The sequence below is a fragment of the Sphingomonas sp. ID1715 genome (assembly GCF_013044515.1).
In the GTDB taxonomy this organism is placed as follows: Bacteria; Pseudomonadota; Alphaproteobacteria; order Sphingomonadales; family Sphingomonadaceae; genus Sphingomonas_B.
This window is the reverse complement of the sequence record NZ_JABEPR010000001.1, coordinates 296,572-314,416: the sequence shown is the minus strand read 5'-3', so window position 1 is coordinate 314,416 and position 17,845 is coordinate 296,572. Positions and strand designations below refer to the sequence as shown.

Annotated in this window: 15 protein-coding genes; 4 read left to right on the top strand and 11 right to left on the bottom strand. The window is 66.3% G+C overall.

What is annotated here, in order from left to right:
- The first annotated feature begins 210 nt into the window (after nt 1-210).
- Nucleotides 211-831, top strand: a complete 621-nt coding sequence (gene folE / locus HJG53_RS01510; RefSeq protein WP_171127473.1) for a GTP cyclohydrolase I FolE — start codon at nt 211-213, stop codon at nt 829-831.
- A gap of 306 nt (nt 832-1,137) precedes the next feature.
- On the opposite strand, the gene hutG is transcribed toward folE, so the two are convergent.
- Genes hutG through HJG53_RS01485 form a run of 5 tightly spaced genes read right to left on the bottom strand, consistent with a single transcriptional unit; the run spans nt 1,138 to nt 7,223 of the window.
- On the bottom strand, nt 1,138-1,923 hold the full coding sequence (gene hutG, locus HJG53_RS01505; protein ID WP_171127472.1) for an N-formylglutamate deformylase: 786 nt from the start codon (nt 1,921-1,923) through the stop codon (nt 1,138-1,140).
- Nucleotides 1,923-3,443 (bottom strand): histidine ammonia-lyase, encoded by a 1,521-nt coding sequence (hutH, locus tag HJG53_RS01500; RefSeq protein ID WP_171127471.1) that lies wholly within the window; start codon nt 3,441-3,443, stop codon nt 1,923-1,925. Before hutH ends, hutG begins: the two co-directional genes overlap by 1 nt.
- The gene (gene hutU, locus HJG53_RS01495; RefSeq protein WP_171127470.1) at nt 3,440-5,107 is read right to left on the bottom strand and encodes a urocanate hydratase; all 1,668 of its coding nucleotides are present in this window, start codon (nt 5,105-5,107) and stop codon (nt 3,440-3,442) included. Before hutU ends, hutH begins: the two co-directional genes overlap by 4 nt.
- Complete coding sequence (gene hutC, locus HJG53_RS01490) at nt 5,104-5,820, bottom strand: histidine utilization repressor (RefSeq protein ID WP_171127469.1); 717 nt, start codon at nt 5,818-5,820, stop codon at nt 5,104-5,106. The genes hutU and hutC overlap by 4 nt, the downstream gene beginning before the upstream one ends.
- 32 nt (nt 5,821-5,852) lie before the next feature.
- Nucleotides 5,853-7,223: a formimidoylglutamate deiminase gene (locus HJG53_RS01485; RefSeq protein WP_171127468.1), complete on the bottom strand. Its 1,371-nt coding sequence runs from the start codon at nt 7,221-7,223 to the stop codon at nt 5,853-5,855.
- A 68-nt stretch (nt 7,224-7,291) separates the two neighbouring features.
- Between HJG53_RS01485 and hutI the strand changes: the two genes are divergently transcribed.
- Together hutI and HJG53_RS01475 are read left to right on the top strand one after the other, a co-directional pair.
- Nucleotides 7,292-8,509 carry an imidazolonepropionase gene (gene hutI / locus HJG53_RS01480; protein ID WP_171127467.1) on the top strand — a complete coding sequence of 406 codons (1,218 nt, stop codon included), beginning with the start codon at nt 7,292-7,294 and terminating at the stop codon, nt 8,507-8,509.
- A gap of 100 nt (nt 8,510-8,609) precedes the next feature.
- The gene (locus HJG53_RS01475; protein WP_217352558.1) at nt 8,610-8,879 is read left to right on the top strand and encodes a hypothetical protein; all 270 of its coding nucleotides are present in this window, start codon (nt 8,610-8,612) and stop codon (nt 8,877-8,879) included.
- A gap of 6 nt (nt 8,880-8,885) precedes the next feature.
- Here HJG53_RS01475 and HJG53_RS01470 read toward each other — a convergent pair whose 3' ends face one another.
- The 4 genes from HJG53_RS01470 to rplM form a co-directional block, all read right to left on the bottom strand.
- Entirely contained in the window at nt 8,886-10,934 is a 2,049-nt protein-coding gene (locus tag HJG53_RS01470; protein WP_254447466.1) for a response regulator, read from the bottom strand.
- Nucleotides 10,931-12,415 carry an ATPase domain-containing protein gene (locus HJG53_RS01465; protein WP_171127466.1) on the bottom strand — a complete coding sequence of 495 codons (1,485 nt, stop codon included), beginning with the start codon at nt 12,413-12,415 and terminating at the stop codon, nt 10,931-10,933. The genes HJG53_RS01470 and HJG53_RS01465 overlap by 4 nt, the downstream gene beginning before the upstream one ends.
- Nucleotides 12,416-12,595: 180 nt before the next feature.
- Nucleotides 12,596-13,129 carry a 30S ribosomal protein S9 gene (gene rpsI, locus HJG53_RS01460; RefSeq protein WP_171127465.1) on the bottom strand — a complete coding sequence of 178 codons (534 nt, stop codon included), beginning with the start codon at nt 13,127-13,129 and terminating at the stop codon, nt 12,596-12,598.
- The gene (gene rplM / locus HJG53_RS01455; protein WP_171127464.1) at nt 13,129-13,608 is read right to left on the bottom strand and encodes a 50S ribosomal protein L13; all 480 of its coding nucleotides are present in this window, start codon (nt 13,606-13,608) and stop codon (nt 13,129-13,131) included. The genes rpsI and rplM overlap by 1 nt, the downstream gene beginning before the upstream one ends.
- A gap of 239 nt (nt 13,609-13,847) precedes the next feature.
- Here rplM and HJG53_RS01450 point away from each other — a divergent pair, with 239 nt between their 5' ends.
- On the top strand, nt 13,848-15,689 hold the full coding sequence (locus HJG53_RS01450; RefSeq protein ID WP_171127463.1) for a CocE/NonD family hydrolase: 1,842 nt from the start codon (nt 13,848-13,850) through the stop codon (nt 15,687-15,689).
- A gap of 31 nt (nt 15,690-15,720) precedes the next feature.
- Here HJG53_RS01450 and purN read toward each other — a convergent pair whose 3' ends face one another.
- Both purN and purM read right to left on the bottom strand, forming a co-directional pair.
- Nucleotides 15,721-16,659 (bottom strand): phosphoribosylglycinamide formyltransferase, encoded by a 939-nt coding sequence (gene purN, locus HJG53_RS01445; RefSeq protein WP_171127462.1) that lies wholly within the window; start codon nt 16,657-16,659, stop codon nt 15,721-15,723.
- Nucleotides 16,660-16,734: 75 nt separating this feature from the next.
- The gene (purM, locus tag HJG53_RS01440) at nt 16,735-17,829 is read right to left on the bottom strand and encodes a phosphoribosylformylglycinamidine cyclo-ligase (RefSeq protein WP_171127461.1); all 1,095 of its coding nucleotides are present in this window, start codon (nt 17,827-17,829) and stop codon (nt 16,735-16,737) included.
- Between the last annotated feature and the right edge of the window lie 16 nt (nt 17,830-17,845).

Sequence of the window (17,845 nt, the reverse complement as noted above, 5' to 3'; positions counted from 1 at the left end):
CCCATTTATCGCGGCTGTTACCGCAGACGCTATGTTGCGCCCTTTGGGACAGGATCATGCGGATGTTTACGCGAGCGTCAATGGGACAGGAGGGAAGAAGTCGCGGATTTCTGCGGATTGTGGCGCTTGTGCCGCACTCGGCTCGGGTGCCGTAGCGTCATTTGCGCGCGCGTCCTCCCACCCTATATCACCGGCGACCCACGACAGAGGATGGAAGACTTGGGCGAGGACCTCGACGACGGCGATCTGATCGAAACGCCGGGAAAGATTCCGGTGCCGGCGCGGGTCGCGGAGGCCATCAAGACGTTGATTGCCTGGGCCGGTGACGATCCGAGCCGCGAAGGCCTAGCCGACACTCCGTTGCGCGTGGCGCGAGCCTGGAAGGAATATTGCCAGGGCTATTCCGAGGATCCGTCCATCCATCTCTCCCGCACCTTCGAGGAAGTCGGTGGCTATGACGAGATCGTGCTGCTGCGCGACATCCCGTTCCAGTCCCATTGCGAGCACCACATGGCGCCGATCATCGGCAAGGCGCATATCGCTTACCTGCCAAAGGACCGTGTTGTCGGTATCTCAAAGCTTGCGCGGGTGCTGCACGGCTTTGCCCGGCGCCTGCAGGTGCAGGAACGGCTGACCGCGGAGGTGGCCGACTGCATCTGGGACCATCTCCAGCCGCTCGGCGTCGCCGTGGTGATCGAGGCGAGCCATAGCTGCATGACCGCACGCGGCGTGCGCACGCCCGGCGTGGCGATGACCACCAGCCGGATGATGGGCGTGTTCCGCGACGACGAGCGCAGCCGCAAGGAAGTGCTCGCGCTGATGGGCTGCTGACATATTCGTCGTAGCCGCACGGGATTTCGTCGCAGCCGCCGCTAAATCGCAAACCTGTGTCGCGCCTCACAGGCGAGGCTGCGCGAATCGATTAATCGAGCATTCATGCTCAGGAACTTCATCCCGCTCGCCGCTTCGCTCACCGCGCTCTTCTCGACGCTGTACATGTACACGGCGTAACGATTGGAACCCGTGGCGCGGCAAAGTCATTCTGGCGGCATGATCGCCAAGACCTTGCCCCTTGCCGCCTCTCTGTCGACGCTCGCCGCGACGATGTTCGCGCTGTTCGTCTGCCGGTGACGCGGCTTATCGCGTGACCGCTCCAACCGCGTAGCGCATCATTTCCTGCAGCACCGGGCGCAGCTTTTCGGCTCGCCCTTCATCAAAGCGCCGTTCGTCATCATCCATATAGGTGAGCTGGGTCAGCTCGAGTTGCACGGCTTCGATCCCCTGCTCGGGACGGCCGAAATGGCGGGTGATATATCCGCCCTTGAAGCGGCCGTTCAGCACCGCCGAATAGGGGGAGCGTTCGGCGATCTCGAGCAGCGCCTCGCCAAGACCTTCCCGCACCGATGCGCCGTCATTGGTGCCGATGTTCAGCTCGGGCAGTGCACCGTCGAAAAGGCGCGGCAGGCGCGTGCGGATGGAATGCGCTTCCCAGAGCAGCACCCGGCCATGCTGGGCCTGGAGCCGCGCCAGTTCGCCGGCAAGGGCCTGATGATAAGGCTGCCAGACCGTGGCGATCCGGCGTGCCACTTCGGCCTCATCCGGCTCCCGGCCGGGCAGATAGAGCGGCTCGCCTTCGAAGCTGGTGCTCGGCACGGTGCCGGTGGTGACCTGGCCCGGATAAAGCGACGCGCCGTCCGATGGGCGGTTCACATCGACGACGTAGCGCGAATGGGTCGCGACGATCGTGCTGGCGCCGAGCGCCTGCACGAAGTTGTAGAGCCGGTCGACCTCCCAATCGGTGTCCGGCACCCCGCGCGCCGCGGGTGTCAGGCACTCCGAAACTTGCGCCGGAACATGGGTGCCGACATGCGGGAAACTGACCAGCACCGGGGCGTTGCCCTGGGTGAGGCGGAACGGTTCCATCACGCCCCGCTCGGCAGATCGGGCACGAACTCTCGGAAGGTGCCTGCTTCCACCAGTGCACGAACGCCGGCGATATCGGGCGCGAAGTAGCGATCGTGATCGTAGTGGGGCGCCACTTCCCGCACGCGGCGCAGCACTTCCCGAAGCGGTTCCGACGTGGCGAGCGGCGCATGGAACTCCACGCCCTGCGCTGCGGCCAGCAACTCGATTGCGACCACGGCTGCGGCATTACCGGCCATGAGCTTCAGCCGCCTGGCGCCATGCGTCGCCATCGACACATGGTCTTCCTGATTGGCCGAAGTCGGCAGACTGTCCACGCTCGCCGGATGGGCCAGCTGCTTGTTTTCGGCGACCAAAGCAGCCGCGGTCACCTGCGCGATCATGAAGCCGGAGTTGAGCCCGCTCTCCTCGACCAAGAACGCAGGCAGCCCGCTCATCTTCGGGTCGACGAGGATGGCGGTGCGCCGCTCCGAGATCGAGCCGACTTCGCAAGCGGCCATGGCAAGGATGTCGGCGGCAAAGGCAATCGGTTCGGCGTGGAAATTTCCGCCCGACAGGATGTCATTGTCCTCGGTAAAGATCAGCGGATTGTCGGTCGCCGCATTCGCTTCCACCTGCAGTGTCGCCGACGCCGAGCGGATGATGTCGAGGCACGCGCCCATCACTTGCGGTTGGCAGCGCAGCGAATAGGGGTCCTGTACCTTGCCGCACCCCGCATGCGAGGCGTTGATCGCGCTTCCGTCGAGCAGGTGCCGGATGGTCGCGGCGGCATGCATCTGCCCCGGCTGGCCCCGTGCCGCGTGGATGCGCGGATCGTGGGGCACGACGCTGCCCTTCAGCGCGTCGGTCGAAAGCGCGCCGGCAACCAGCCCGGCGGCAAACACGCTCTCGATCGCGAACAGGCCGGAGAGCGCGAGCGCCGTCGAGACCTGCGTGCCGTTGAGCAGGGCCAGGCCTTCCTTGGCTTCCAGCACCAGCGGCTGGATTTCTGCCAGCGCCAGCCCTTCGGCAGCGGACATCACACGACTTCGGTGCCGCATCTCGCCGACGCCGAGCAGCGCCGCCGACATATGGGCGAGGGGTGCCAGATCGCCGCTGGCGCCGACCGAGCCCTGCCCTGGGATGACCGGGTAGATCTCGGACTCGATCAGCCGCAGCAAAGCCTCGACCACGACGGGACGGACGCCGGAATGGCCGCGCGCAAGGCTGATGACCTTCAGCGCCAGCACCAGCCGGACGGTGCGGTCGTCAAGCGGCTCGCCGGTCCCGCAGGCGTGGCTAAGCACCAATCGCTTCTGCAGCTCGGCAAGATCGTCATTGGCGATGCGCGTGTTCGCGAGCAGGCCGAAGCCGGTGTTGATGCCGTAATAGGTGCCGCCGTCCGCCACCCGCTCTTCGATGGTCGTGCGCGAGGCGTTCACCTTGTCCCAGACCTGCGGCGCGAGACGCGCCGGTTGCGACCCTTCGTAGACCGCTCGAAGCAGCGAGAGCGGGACCGTGCCGGGCTCGATCACGCTCATGCGCCCAGCATCGGCAGATCGAGGCCCTGCTCCCGCGCGCAGGCGATCGCGTCGTCATATCCCGCGTCCGCATGGCGCATCACGCCGGTACCCGGATCGTTCCACAACACGCGTTCGAGGCGCCGATCTGCGGCTTCGCTGCCGTCGCACAGGATGACCATGCCGCTATGCTGGGAATAGCCCATGCCGACGCCGCCGCCATGATGGAGCGATACCCAGGTTGCGCCGGACGCGGTGTTGAGCAGGGCATTGAGCAGCGGCCAGTCGGACACGGCGTCGGACCCGTCGCGCATCGCCTCGGTTTCGCGATTGGGGCTGGCGACGGAGCCTGAGTCGAGATGGTCGCGGCCGATCACGATGGGCGCCTTGAGCTCGCCTTTGCGCACCATCTCGTTAAAGGCGAGGCCAAGACGGTGGCGGTCGCCGAGACCCACCCAGCAAATGCGTGCCGGCAGCCCCTGGAACGCGATCCGCTCGCGCGCCATGTCGAGCCAGCGGTGGAGATGTGCATTGTCCGGCAGCAACTCCTTCACCCTCGCGTCGGTGCGGTAGATGTCCTCCGGATCACCCGACAGGGCGCACCAGCGGAACGGGCCGACGCCGCGGCAGAAGAGCGGGCGGATATAGGCGGGCACGAAGCCGGGGAAGTCGAACGCGTCCGCGATGCCTTCGTCGAAAGCCACCTGGCGGATATTGTTGCCGTAATCGACGACCGGCACGCCCGCCTTCCAGAAATCGAGCATGGCGCGGACATGCTCCGCCATCGACGCCTTGGCGGCACGCTCCACGGATTTGGGATCACTCTCTCGCGCCTGCGTCCAACGGTCGAGGCTCCAGCCCTTCGGCAGATAGCCGTTGACCGGATCATGGGCGGAGGTCTGGTCGGTGACGATGTCGGGCCGAATTCCGCGCCGCACGATCTCGGGATAAAGTTCGGCCGCGTTGCCGAGCAGGCCGACCGAAACCGGCTGCTTCGCGGTGGTAACGATCTCCAGCGCTTCGTCGAGCGTCGCGGCCTGCCGGTCGAGATAGCGCGTCTTCAACCGCATCTCTATTCGTGAGGGCTGGCATTCGATCGCCAGGCAGGACGCGCCTGCCATCACCGCCGCGAGCGGCTGCGCGCCGCCCATGCCGCCCAGGCCTGCAGTCAGGATCCAGCGGCCGGACAGGTCGCCGCCATAATGCTTCCGCCCGGCCTCGGCGAAGGTCTCGTAAGTGCCCTGAACGATGCCCTGCGTGCCTATGTAGATCCACGATCCGGCCGTCATCTGGCCGTACATCATCAGGCCCTTGCGATCGAGCTCGTGGAAATGATCCCAGGTCGCCCATTTCGGCACCAGGTTCGAGTTGGCGATCAGTACCCGCGGCGCGTCGTGGTGGGTGCGGAACACGCCAACCGGCTTGCCCGACTGGACCAGCAACGTCTCGTCGTCCTTCAGTCGCTTCAGCGTGGCGACGATCGCATCGAAACAGGCCCAGTCGCGCGCCGCACGGCCGATGCCGCCATAGACGACCAGCTCTGCCGGATTCTCGGCCACCTCCGCATCGAGATTGTTCATCAGCATGCGCAGCGGTGCTTCGGTCTGCCAGCTGAGCGTGTTGAGCTCGGCGCCACGAGGAGCGCGCACCTCGCGGCTGTTGAGCAGGCGCGGATTGACGGTCACGTGGCGGTCTCCTGCGGGGTGAAGCGCCCGGTCAGCTCGAAGCGGCTGCCGGGATGATAGAGATTGGCAGTCGAGGCGACCTGGCTGCCCGTCCAGGTGCGGCGGCGGATCAGGAGGCAGGGTTCGTCCGCCTTCATGGCCAGAAGCTGGCGAATGCGGGCGGGAGGCAGCACCGCCTGGACGACATGTTCGGCCTGGGCGAGCGGCGCCGCCGTCACCAGATATTCATAGGGCGTGTGGGCGCCGAAATTCTGCTGGAGGTAATCCGGCGCGACTGCCGGGTTCACCAGCCGCTCCTCGACCTGCACTGGCTCGTCATTCTCGAAGTGGACGATCAGCGAGCGGAAGAGCGGCGCGCCGAGCGCCAGCTCGAAGGCTGAAGCAGCTTCTTCATCGGCGGCGATTTCCGTCAGCTCCAGCACGTCGCCACGGTGGCGATGGCCGCGCTCGGCAATCTCGTCGGCGATGTTGCGGATGCGTAGAGGATGGCTATGGTTCCGCCGGTCCGCGACATAGGTGCCGCCGCCCTTAACGCGGGTGAGGAAGCCCTCCTGCGCCAGTTCGCGAACCGCACGATTGACCGTCATCCGGGCGACGCCGAACTCGCGCACCAAGGCATTTTCCGACGGCACCCGATCGCGCGGCGCCCAATCGCCGGCGCCGATCCTGTCCAGGATATGCGCCTTCACACGGGCATAAGCGGGCTGGTCCATGCTATGGGCGTAAGCTGTCTAGACAGGGTTAGTCAAGCAAGGGCCTGGCGCAGCGAACGGACTGCACCGGCATAGGCCTTTGCGATCTCGCTCTGCCGCTCGTGCCGGCCCTCCGTCACTACCCATTGGCCTCCCGCCATCACCCGGCGAACGGCGGCGCGGGCACCGGTGCTGAAGACGAGCGTGTCCAGCATGGCGTCGCCAGCTTCGGTCAGCAGAGAAGCATGGTCTGGGTCGATGATCACCAGATCGGCGCGCGCACCCGGCGCGATGGATCCGACAGCGTTGCCGGCAGCTGCAGCGCCTCCAGCCAGCGCGCGTCGCCACAGTTCGGCGCCGGGATGGGGCTGCGCCTCGCTTGTGACGAGGCTGCGCCGCTGGAGCGTGAGGCGTTGGCTATATTCCAGCCAGCGGAGCTCCTCCAGCGGATCGACGGAGACGTGGCTGTCCGAACCGATGGCGATGCCCCCGCCACGCTCGAGATAGGGCAGGAGCGGGAAGAGGCCGTCCCCCAGATTGGCTTCCGTGGTGGGGCACAAGGCCACCGTTGCGCCGGATAGTGCCAGCCGCTCGACTTCGGCGTCACTGAGGTGCGTGGCGTGCACCAGAGTCCAGCGCGCGTCGACTTCCGCCTCGTCGAGCAGCCACTCGACCGGGCGGCGTGCCGACCAGGCGACGCAGTCCTCCACTTCGGCGACTTGTTCCGCGACATGGATGTGGATCGGCGCTGCGCGGTCGATCGCCGCGACCGCCTCCTCCAGCGCCTCGGGGGGCACCGCACGAAGGCTGTGCAGGGCAAGGCCGACGCGCGCGGACGGCGCGCTTGCCTGCGCTTCCCCGATGATCCGCAGCAATGCATCGACATCGTTGATGAACCGGCGCTGGTCCTTGCGCGGAGGGCGGCCGCCGAAGCCGCTGGTCTGGTAAAGCACCGGCAGCAGCGTCAGGCCAATGCCGGTCTCTTGAGCGGCCGCGATCAGTGCCTGCGCCATGGCCGAAGCCGGCGCATGGGGCTGCCCATCCGCCCGGTGATGGACATAATGAAACTCGCACACGCTGGTGTAGCCCGCCGCAAGCATCTCGGCATAGAGCTGAGCGGCGATGGCATGGAGCATCTCCGGCGTCAGCTGCGCCGCCGCGCGGTACATCGCGTCCCGCCACGTCCAAAAGCTGTCCTGATTGCCGCCGCGGCGTTCGGCGAGGCCGGCAAAGGCGCGCTGAAAGGCATGGCTGTGCGCGTTGATCATGCCAGGCAGGGCGACGCCTGAGACGCGCTCCACCGGCAGATCGCTGGACACATGATCCGGGCTGACCGAGAGAATTGTGCCGCGCTGCAAGGTGACGAGCACGTCGCGGGCCCAGCCTTGCGGCAGCAATGCCGATTCAAGCAGCAGGTGTCGCACCGGCGTTCCTTGTCTAGACAGAATGCGGCAGCTACGGTGCGCAGGGCGAAGCGTAAAGAGGGCGAGTGATGGCGGCGGCGGATCGGTGGGATCGGCTCTGGGTCAATGTCCGGCTCGCTACCATGGTGGACGGTGGCGTACCCTATGGCGCTGTCGAGCGTGGCGCTTTGGCCGTGGCGGGCGGTCGCATCGCCTTTGCTGGCCCTGCCGACGATCTCCCCAAGGAGCCGTCCGCTGCCGAGGTGATCGATGCGGGCGGGCGCTGGATGACACCCGGCCTGATCGACTGCCACACGCACATCGTCTTCGGCGGCGATCGGATCGACGAGTATGAGGCGCGGCTGAAGGGTGCCTCTTACGAAGAGATCGCCCGCGCCGGCGGCGGGATCGTCTCGACCGTGCGAGCGACGCGCGCCGCGTCAGAGGACGAGCTTGTCCAGCAGGCACTGCCGCGCCTGCGCCAGCTGATCGGGGAAGGCGTGACCACGATCGAGATCAAGTCGGGCTATGGCCTGGACACCGACAACGAGCTGAAGATGCTGCGCGCGGCACGTCGGCTGGGTCGGGAGTTGCCGATCCATGTGCGCACCACCTTTCTTGGCGCGCATGCCTTGCCGCCCGAGTTTGCGCACGACCGCGCCGGGTATATCGACCTCGTCTGCCAGGAGATGCTGCCGCGCGCGGCCAGGGAAGGGCTGGTCGACGCGGTCGATGCGTTTTGCGAAACGATAGGGTTCACGGCTGAAGAGACAGCGCGGCTGTTCGACACCGCGACACGGCTGGGGATCCCGGTCAAGCTCCATAGCGACCAGCTGAGCGACGGGGGCGGGGCGGGGCTGGCCGCTCGCTATCAGGCGCTGTCCGCCGACCATGTCGAGTGGACATCGACCGAGGGCGTCGAGGCGATGGCAAAGGCGGGGACGGTCGCGGTGCTGCTGCCGGGCGCCTTCCTCACCTTGCGGGAGACGAAGCTGCCGCCGGTCGACATTTTCCGGGCGGCGGGCGTGCCCATGGCGCTGGCGACCGACTGCAACCCGGGCACGTCGCCGGCGCGATCGCTGCTGCTGATGCTCAACCTCGCCTGCACCTTGTTCCGGATGACTCCGGAGGAGGCGTTGGCCGGCGTGACACGTAACGCGGCCAGCGCACTGGGTCTCGCTGACCGGGGCACGCTGGAAATCGGCAAGCGCGCCGATCTGGTGCTTTGGGATATCAGCAGCCCGGCCGAGCTCTGCTATTGGCTCGGTGGGCGACCGGAACTCGAAGTCATCCGAGCGAGCGGCTGAGGGAGAGTTCCTCCGTTCGGCTGGCTGAAGTCGCGAAGACGCGCCGGCTCTGAAACGGGCCGCTCTCCCGTTCGTTGAACCGGGCAAGAGGAGAGTGATCGTGGCCCAGCTTGACGAGACCCTCGGTGCGCCGCCAGTGGTGGATGGAAGCGCGCCGGCCGACGAAGCCGCCGGCGGCAATGCGGAGAAGCCGGTGAACGAGATCGTCAAGTCTGCCCAGCAAGCGAAGCAAGGTGAGGAAAAAGCGGGCGGCGACAATCGCACCGCCTGGATTGCGGCGGGGGTGGGCGTCGGCGTGGGTTCGGCGGCCTTGGTGGCGGCGCTGCTTTACGCAAATCGCGACAAGGGCAAGGACAAGAAAAGCCGCTAGGCCGGTTCAGGCGGCGCTGTTCGCGTCCCGGCGCGGGCGCAGCCGCACGACCTTTTCTCCATGGACCAGACGTTCGATAGCGGCCGCAATATCCGCCTGCCGGAACGGCTTGGCTAACTGCGGCAGTCCGACGTCGAGATTGCCGCCCGCATAGCCCGTGACGACCAGCAGGGGCAGGCCGGGATCACGTGCGGCGATCCGCCCGGCGAGTTCGACTCCGTTCATCTGCGGCATCATATAGTCCGTGACGACTGCATCGAACTTGTGGTCGGGGCCGAGTTTCGCGAGCGCTTGCGCTCCGCCACTCGCCTCGTGCACGACATGTCCGAGATCGCGCAGCATTTCGGCGGTGCCGGCGCGGACCAGGTCCTCGTCGTCGACCAGCAGCAGCGTCAGCGGCTTTACCGGACGGATCGCGTCGTTCCCGCCCACGGGGGCCGGGTCGGCAGCGGCCTGGGCGACCGGCAGGTACAGGTCGGCGCGAGTCCCATCGCCGAGCGCACTCGACAGCATGAAGGCGCCGCCAAGCTGGGCGGCAAGGCCATGGACCATCGACAGACCAAGGCCGGTGCCCTTGCCGATGCCCTTGGTCGAGAAGAAGGGTTCGACTGCCTTGGCCAAGGTCGCTTCGTCCATGCCCGCACCGGTATCGACGACCGAAATGCGGACATAGGCGCCCGGCCTGAGCGCGCCCGCGTCGCCGGGGCCTACAACCGCCTGCTCGGCAGCGATGGTCAGCACGCCGCCGCCGTCCATCGCGTCGCGCGCGTTGACGCACAGGTTGAGCACGGCAAGCTCGAGCTGGTTGGGATCGGCCTGGGCAGCCGGCAGTCCGGGCGAAGGCACAAGGCGCAGTTCGATACCTGAACCGGTCGAACTCGCGATCAAGTCGCGCATGCCTTCGAGTGTGGAAGACACGTCGATTGCCCGCGTCTCCAGCGCCTGCCGCCGCGCAAAGCCGAGCAACCGACTAACAAGGATCTTGGCACGCTCGGCGGATTGCAGTGCGCCCTCGAACAAGCGAGCCGAGCGTGGATCGGAGTCGGCATGGCGCCGGCTCAGCAAATCGAGCGCACCCGTGATCGGCGTCAGCAGGTTGTTGATGTCATGGGCGACGCCGCCGGTCAGCTGGCCGAGCGTCTCAAGTTTCTGCGCTTCGTGCAGCTGGGCCAACGCTGCCTCGCGCTCCGCGACCGCGTCCTGCACCCGGCGCTCGAGCGTCTCGTTCAACTCGCGCAGCTCGCTCTCGGCGCGCTTGCGCGCGGTCACGTCCTGGAAGATTACAGCTACTTCGCGGCGCTCCGCCGGCTCGACGCGAAACGCCGCCAGCTCCAAATGACGGCGCGTTGCCACCAGCTCCTGCTCGAACCGGATCGGTTCGCCCGTCATCAGCACCCGCCGGTACATCTCCACCCAGGCGTCCGCCTCGTCCGGTACCATGTCGCGCAGCCGCTGCCCGACCACGTTCGGAATACCGGCATGGCGTTCATAAGCGGCATTGGCCTGAACATGGACATAGTCGCTGGCCGGCCCATGCGGTCCGTCAAGGAACTCGATGACGCAGAAGCCCTCGTCCATCGTGTCGAACAGGGTGCGGAACCGGTTCTCGCTGTCCCGAAGCGCGATCAGCCGCGCCCGCGCCTCATATTGACGGCAGCGGCCGCGGAGCGCCGACCGCGCCAGGCTGATCAGCGTCGTTGGATGGAACGGCCGCTCGAGGAACGTGACGTTGCCCAGCACTTCGAGGTGGCGGCGCGCGGCCGGATTGCGCTCCAGCCCGCCGCCGCGGCTGGTCAGCAGCACGAACGGAAGATCCGACCACTCTTCCTGGTCTTCGAGCCAATCGGACAGGGGATGTAAGTCTGCGCTCGCAATCGCCTCTTCGGTGACCACGACGAAGGCGGCGCCGGCGTCGAGTTCCTCAATAAGGTGCGGCAGCCCCGTGCAGACCTGGGCATCGATGCCGCTTTCGGCCAGCATGGACGCGGCGATCGGTGCATCGCGACCGTGCGGAGCAAGCACCAGTGCCCGCTCCGACAGCGTGGTACGCTTCAAGCGGCAAACTCCGGTAGCATCTGGGCGTCGCCGACCAGAACCGGAACCCCGCCCAGCACCCCCTGGAAGTTGATCAATGGTGGACCCAGGCTGACGCCGCCCGGTCCGATGCGGTATTCGCGAATGGTGTCTTCGTGCGCGCCGGTCCGCTTCTTGACCACCGAGACTGCGCGGCGCACGCGACCGATCGCTTCGAAATAGCGCAGCAGGACGACGGTGTCGGCGAGATAGGTGATGTCGACCGGCGCCTTCATGTCGCCGACCAGCCCGTGCTGTGCGACCGTGAGGAAGGTCGTCGCGCCCCGCCGGTTCAGGAACTGCAGCAGCTCGTGCATGTGGAGGACCAGCGCCTGCTCGCCAGGCATTGCCGCCTGATAGCCGTTGAGGCTGTCGATCACGACCGTCCGTGCGCCATGCGTTTCGACACAGGCCCGCACTCGTTCCGAAAATTCGCCCGGGGTCAGTTCCGCCGCATCGACCTGTTCCAGCACCAGCGCGCCGGAATCCATCATGCCCTGCAGATCGATGCCGAGCCCGGCAGCACGGGCGATGAGCAGGGAGAGTTCTTCGTCGAAGACGAACATCCCGGCGCGTTCGCCGCGCGCGATCGCCTCCTGCACGAAAGTGAGGGTGAAGACCGACTTGCCGGTGCCTGAGGGGCCCAGGATCAGCACGCTCGATCCGCGCTCCACACCGCCGCCGAGCAGGGCGTTGAACTCCGCCGAGGAGGTGGGCATCACGTCGCGCTCCACCCTGGCCTTGTGTTCGGCCGACACCAGCCGGGGGAAGACGCGCACGCCCCCGGTGTGGATCGCGAAATCATGGTAGCCGCCACGGAACCGCCGCCCGCGATATTTGATGACGCGCAGCCGGCGCCGTTCGCCGCCATATTCGGGTGACAGTTCCTCCAGCCGAACCACGCCATGGGCGACCGAATGAACCGTCTTGTCGTTGACGTCGCTCGTCAGGTCGTCGAGCATGATCACCGTCGCCTCGCGGTTGGCGAAATAATGTTTCAGCGCGAGGATCTGGCGGCGGTAGCGCAGGGAGCTTTGCGCGAGCAGGCGGATCTCGGACAGGCTGTCGAGCACCACCCGATCGGGCTTCACGCCCTCGAACGCCTCGAAGATCCGCTTGGTCGTCTCCCCAAGCTCGAGGTCGGAGGAATAAAGCAGGCTCTGCTGCTGTTCTTCGTCGAGCAGGCTTTCCGGAGGCACAAGCTCGAACAGCTCGATGCCGTCGAGCGACCAGTGATGCGAGTCCGCGGTCGCCCGCAGCTCATCTTCCGTTTCGGAGAGGGTAATGTAGAGGCAGCGCTCGCCGTCTGCCGCGCCGGCGAGAAGATATTGCAGCGCGACGGTCGTCTTGCCCGCACCCGGACTGCCTTCGATCAGGAAGACCCGGCCGCGCTCCAGGCCGCCGTTCAGAACGTCGTCGAGGCCGGCAATCCCCGTGGCGGCCTGTCGCGCGCTAACCTGCATCAACTTCTCCAGCTCCCCGAGTCGGCTGGACCGCAAAGCCCTGCGAAAAGCAAGTACCCCAACCCGCTGATTTCGTTTGATTATGGCTGCGTAACGATCATAATGCCACTTTGTTCCCGGTACAAACAAGAAGGGCGGCCGCTTCCGGAGCCGCCCCTTCGGGAGCCGTGATCGACTTGCTTAGCGTTTCGAGAACTGGAAGCTGCGACGCGCCTTGGCGCGGCCATACTTCTTGCGCTCGACTACGCGCGGGTCGCGGGTGAGGAACCCGGCCTGCTTCACCGTGGTGCGCAGCGCCGGCTCGTAGCGGGTCAGCGCCGTCGAGATGCCGTGACGCACCGCGCCCGCCTGGCCGGACAGGCCGCCGCCCTTGACCGTCGCGATCACGTCGAACTGCTCGCGGCGATCGGTGATGTCGAACACCTGGTTGATGATCAGGCGCAGCGTCGGACGCGCGAAATAGACGGTCTGGTCGCGGCCGTTGATCACGATCTTGCCGGTGCCAGGCTTCAGCCAGACGCGAGCAACGGCGTCCTTGCGGCGGCCGGTCGCATAGGCGCGGCCATATTTGTCCAGCTGCTGCTCGCGCAGCACGGCCTGGATCTGGTTCGGCTGCGGCGCGGCCGGCGCGGTGTCGCCGCCCGTCTGCGCGGCGGGCTGCACGCCCTGGGTGAGATTGCCGAGATCGGCGAGGGACTGACGCGTGTCGGACATTATGCGCCCACCTTGTTCTTGCGGTTCATCGAGGCGACGTCGAGCACCTCGGGGTTCTGCGCGGCGTGATCATGGTTCGGACCGGCGAAGATGCGCAGGTTGCGCATCTGCTGGCGGCCGAGCGGGCCACGCGGAATCATGCGCTCCACGGCCTTTTCGAGCACACGCTCGGGGAAGCGGCCCTCCAGCACCTTGTCGGCGCGGATTTCCTTCAGGCCACCCGCATAGCCGGTGTGCTTATAGTACATCTTCTGCGTCAGCTTGCGGCCGGTGAAGCGCACCTTGTCTGCATTGATGACGATGACGTTGTCACCGCAATCGATGTGAGGGGTGAAACTCGGCTTGTGCTTGCCGCGCAAGATGTTGGCGATGATTGACGCGACGCGCCCGACCACCAGGCCGTCGGCATCGATCAGATGCCACTTCTTTTCGACCGTCGCCGGCGTGGCCGACTTGGTCGTCTTCATGAGCGCCTTCATGGCTGTCCTCTGGGCTGTGAAACAAACGACGCCGCCCCAAGCGGGACGGCGCTGATGGGCTGGCAAATACTTTGGTACACCAGAATGTCAAGGAAATGCGGGGCTTTCACAAAGGGTATCATAATACCACCTTGTTCGTCATTCCCGCGAACGCGGGAACCCAGAGGGAAAAGTGAAGAAAGCTGGGTCCCCGCTTTCGCGGGGATGACGACCAGATATCTGCCGACTATCACCCCGGCATGACCAAAGCCCTGCTCCTGCTCGCCGCCGCTTTCTCTTCCACCGCTTTCGCCCAGACGCCACCGATGGCGCCGGACACCGTCGCCGAATATCAGCGCGTCCGTCCCAATGCGGACTATGTCCGGCGCGAAGTGATGATCTCGATGCGTGACGGGGTGAAGCTGTTCACCGTCATCGTCATGCGCAAGGGCACGCGCGGCGGTCCGATCCTGCTGACGCGCACGCCCTATGATGCGGGTGCGGCGACATGGCGCATCCCCAGCCAGAAGATCGAAGACATTCTGCCGGTGATGGACGGCGACTTCGTCAATGACGGCTATATCCGCGTCTATCAGGACGTGCGCGGTCTGCACGGGTCCGAGGGCGATTATGTGATGAACCGGCCGTTGCGCGGGCCGCTCAACGCCACCGCAGCGGACCATGCGACGGATGCCTATGACACGATCGACTGGCTGGTGAAGAATGTGCCGGAGACGAACGGCAAGGTGGCGATCACCGGCTCTTCCTATCCTGGCTTCACCGCGCTGATGGCGCTGATCGATCCGCATCCCGCGCTGAAGGCCGCGGTGCCGCAGAGCCCGATGGTCGATGGCTGGATGGGCGACGACTGGTTCCACAACGGCGCGTTCCGCCTGAACAGCTTCGATTATTTCGTCGGCCAGATGGCCAAGGAGAATGGCGGCGACCTGCCGCTCGGCTTGGGTGACGATTACGACATCTTCCTGAAGGCGGGCTCCGCGGGCGATTTCGCAAGGGCCTATGGCCTCGATGCCTTTGCCGTCACGCGCAAGTTCATCGAGCATCCGGCCTATGATCCCTATTGGCAGGGCCAGGCGGTGGACAAGCTGCTGGCGGCGCGCAAGCTCACCGTGCCGACCATGCTCGTCGTCGGGCAGTGGGACCAGGAAGACAGCTATGGCGCGCCGGCCGTCTATCGCGCGCTCGAGCCGCAGGACAAGAACAACGAGTTGGTGTCGCTGGTGATCGGCCCCTGGCGGCACAGCGGCGTCAACTATGAGGCACGGGAACTGGGTCAGGTGAAGCTGGAAGGCGATACCGGCCTGCAGTTCCGCCGCGGCACGATGAAGCCGTTCCTCGACCGCTATCTGAAGGATGGCGCTGCGGCGACGGCCACGCCCCCGGTGCTGACCTATGCGACCGGCGCGAATGCCTGGGAGGTGTCCGACCGCTGGCCGCGCGGCACCGAAAGGCCCCTCTATCTGCAGGGGAGCTTCGGCCTGTCCTGGTCGAAACCGAACGGTGGGTCCGACAGCTATGTCTCCGATCCCGCCAGGCCGGTGCCGTTCATGCCGCGGCCGGTAAAGATGGGCGAGGCGGATCGCTGGCGCACCTGGCTCGTGGCAGACCAGCGCTTCGTGCAGGATCGGCCCGACGTGCTGACCTACACCTCCGACGTGCTCGACAGGCCGGTGCACATCGCCGGCGCCCCTCGCGTCGATCTCTGGGCGGCGACCAGCGGAACCGATAGCGATTGGGTCGTGAAGCTGATCGACGTCTCACCGGACGGATCGCAGCTTCCGATCGGCATCGAGATCTTCCGCGGCCGCTATGTGCGCAGCTTCGAGAAGCCCGAAGCACTGAAGCCCGGCAAGGCGGAGAATTACCGCTGGTCGCTGCCGAACGTGAACCATGTGTTTCAGCCCGGTCACCGGCTGATGGTGCAGGTCCAGTCGAGCCTGTTCCCGCTCTACGACCGCAATCCGCAGAGCTTCGTGCCGAACATCTTCAGCGCGAAGCCGGGCGACTATCGCAAGGCGACGCAGACCGTGTTCCACGACGCGGCTCGCGCGAGCGCCCTGTGGTTGCCGGTGGTTGAGTGAACCGACTTCGCTCGAAGCGAACGGGCATTCTTCAGAATTCCCGCAGCATCGCGAGTTTGCGCGGCGCAACCAGGGACCAGCTGGCGGCGATGCGGTCTTCGACGCGGTCCCAGTCGATATCGTGGTGCAGCTTGAGGCCGACCCAGCCGCTCGGCCCGAAATAGGCGGGTCGATAGTAGATGTCCGGGTCCTGATCGATCAGCTGGGCCTGCTCGTCGGGGCCGCTGGTCTTGACGATAACGGCCGTGATGCCGTCGCCGTGATGGTCTTCGGTGAAGTAGCAATACATCTTGCCGCCGGCGACGCGGAAGCAGGCCATGCCGTGGGATGTGGTTTCCTCCGCGCCGGGCAGCGCCATTGCAAGGTCCCGCACGCGGGCGAGCTTCGCCTCGGGCGTGCGGTCGCGCATCACGAAGGCGGCAAGCGCACGCGGATAGAGCTGGTGTTCGGCGATCAGCACGCGCGCGGCGAGGCTGTCGGGCGTGTCGCTTGGGAGGACGGCGACCTCGACCTGACCAAGCACCGGGCCATCGTCCAACTCGGCCGTGACGATATGGACCGAGCAGCCGGCGACCAGGTCTCGCGCGTCAAGTGCCCGGGCGTGGGTGTCCAGACCCTTGTATTTGGGAAGCAGCGAGGGGTGGATGTTGACGATCCTGCCGTTCCAGCGCGTGACGAAATCGTAGGGCAGGATGCGCATGAAGCCGGCAAGCGCGAGGAACTCGGCCCCTGACGCGCGCAGTGCTCCATCAAGGGTGGCGAAGAGCTCCGCCCTCTTGAGTCCAGCCGGCGCGGCGAAGGTGGCGACACCTTCCGCTTCGGCGAGTTTCAGGCCGGCCGCATCCGCCTTGTCGCTCGCCACGAGGACGATCTCGAAAGGGCAATCGGGCAGGCGCGACGCGTACAGAAGTGCGGCCATGTTGGAGCCGCGGCCAGAGATAAGGACTGCGACTTTGGCACGTCCCGTCATCATTGTGCTCCGGCGCAGGTCGGAGCCCTGCGCCACAAGGCTCCGGCCTTCGCCGGAGCACACGGCAAGCATGAGCTACGCAAGGTGCACAGCCTCCCAGGCCTCGCGTCCGCACCATGCGTCGGCCGAACCCACGACCGTGCAGCCGCGCGGACCCTGTTCGATGCGGCCGATCACGAACACCGTCTCGCCGGCGGCTTCAAGCGCCGCTTTCACGCCGTCGGCGTCGTCGGGCGCCACCACGGCGATCATGCCGACGCCGCAATTGAAAGTGCGCGCCATTTCGGCCGGCTCGATTGCGCCTTGGGCCTGGAGGAACGCCATCAGCCGCGGCTGCGGCCAGGCATCGGCGTCGATGCGCGCGTGGAGATCGTCCGGCAACACGCGCGGGACGTTTTCGAGCAGGCCGCCGCCGGTGATATGGGCGAGGGCGGCAATCTTGCCGTCGCGGACCAGCGGCAGCAGCGATTTTACGTAGATGCGGGTCGGCGCCATCAGCGCGTCGATCAGGATCACGTCCTGGTCGAACAGGGCAGGGCGATCGAGCTTCCAGCCCTTGTCGGCTGCGAGGCGGCGCACCAGCGAATAGCCGTTCGAATGGACGCCGGACGAGGCAAGGCCGAGGATCAGGTCGCCGGCCTTGACCCGATTACCCGTCAGGGCCTGGCCGCGTTCAACTGCACCGACGCAGAAGCCCGCCAGGTCATAATCGCCATCGGCGTACATGCCGGGCATCTCGGCCGTTTCGCCGCCGATCAGTGCGCAGCCGGCCTGCCGGCAGCCCTCGGCAATGCCTGCGATGACGCGTTCCGCGACGCCGCTCTCCAGCCGGCCCGTGGCGTAATAATCGAGGAAGAAGAGCGGTTCGGCCCCCTGCACGATCAGGTCATTGGCGCACATGGCGACCAGGTCGATGCCGACGCCGTCATGCAGATTATGTTCGATGGCGAGCTTCAGCTTGGTGCCGACGCCGTCATTGGCGGCAACGAGCAGCGGGTCGCGATAGCCGGCTGCCTTCAGGTCGAAGAAGCCGCCGAAGCCGCCCAGCTCGGCATCGGCGCCGGGACGCCGCGTGCTCTTGGCCAGCGGGCCGATCGCCTTGACCAGCGCATTGCCCGCGGCGATCGAAACGCCCGCTTGGGCATAGGTGTAGCTCTGGCCGTCGCTCATGGGGTGCGCCTAGCGA